This is a genomic window from Gilliamella sp. Choc4-2, from assembly GCF_001690355.1.
GTDB classification, from domain to species: domain Bacteria; phylum Pseudomonadota; class Gammaproteobacteria; order Enterobacterales; family Orbaceae; genus Gilliamella; species Gilliamella apicola_A.
Window position 1 is genome coordinate 1 of sequence record NZ_LZHG01000028.1, and the last position, 1,364, is coordinate 1,364.

Here is a 1,364-nt window from a genome sequence, read left to right on the forward strand (position 1 = left end):
AATATTATCCCAGGTAAGTGGAATATCGTTGTCAGTGGTGTACCGACTACCTTAACGGCAAGTTTTGACCCGGATGATGCGCATCATAATGCTGATGGCTCGTTAAAAACACCACAAACAGTGGATATGGCAACTGTGGAAGTAGTAGGTAATTTAACTGACCAAAACTTTGGTTATATCAATGGTGGAGTTATCGAAGGTAAGTTAGTTGAAGACAGTGCTGGCACAGGCTTAATAGGGCTGGCTAACTATCCAGGGTTATCGGGAGTAAATGTCTATTTATTAGATAGCAATGAAAAACATGTTATGGATAAAGCGGGCAAACCGATGTTATCAACAACTGATAATGAAGGTAAGTTCAGTTTCCGTAACTTAGCGATAGGTAGCCATGACGGCAACAGCATCACCCATAATATTCGGGTTCTTTACGGTGAATATAATGATGGTGTTGTTAGTTCAGATAGCAACAGTCCGTTATATGAAAAAGTTCCATTCTTTGAAAAGTATACGGATATCGGCGGTAATGCTGTTGAGCATGACCAAATAGATGTATCAGCGCCGCCGTCATCAGTGACGTATAATGGCGTGGGTGGTGCACATACGATACCGGTAGCATTAAAAGAGAAGTCTATTACTTTCACGAGCGTTGAGGTGAATGATATGGCTTTGGGCTACCGTGCCTCGGATGCAGATATCACTATCATCAAAACAGCGTTAAAAGACAATGTGGTGGTGGGTGATATAGTGCCGTATACTCTTAAAGTAATTAATAATAAAGCACAACCAGCAAATATCAAAATTAAAGATATTTTACCTGCGGGCTTTAAATTTGTTAATGGTTCATCACGAGTTAACGGTAAGAAAGTGATGGATCCGAAAGGTGGCAGAACGGTGACGTATGACAAGGTAAGTTTATCGGGTAATGGTGAAATGGTCATTAGCTATATGTTAGTGGTGGGTTCAGGTGTAACTCAAGGTGAGTATACGAACACAGCAATGGCATTAAATTCCTTAACAGGTAAGGTGGTGTCAAATATAGCTCAAGCAACAGTGACAGTGACGTCAGACCCATTATTTGATAATGCATTAATTTTTGGTAAAGTGTTTGTGGACAAAAATGGTAATGGAGTGCAAGACGAAGGTGAGGAAGGACTTGGTGGCGTGAAATTAATCACGGTGCGAGGAGAGATTATCACAACTGATGCACATGGGCGTTACCATTTAGTCGATGTATCGGGTGGACGTTGGGAACGTGGTGGTAACTTTGTTATCAAACTCGATCCGCGAAGCTTACCGAAGGAATACCGTGTTAGTGGTCGTAATCCTAAGGTAGTAAGGGTATCACCAGGATTACCAAGTAAAGT

Annotated in this window: 1 pseudogene; it reads left to right on the forward strand. The window is 41.4% G+C overall.

The window, feature by feature from the left end:
- A pseudogene (locus A9G34_RS04030) lies at positions 1 to 1,364 on the forward strand (SdrD B-like domain-containing protein); the annotation flags it as partial.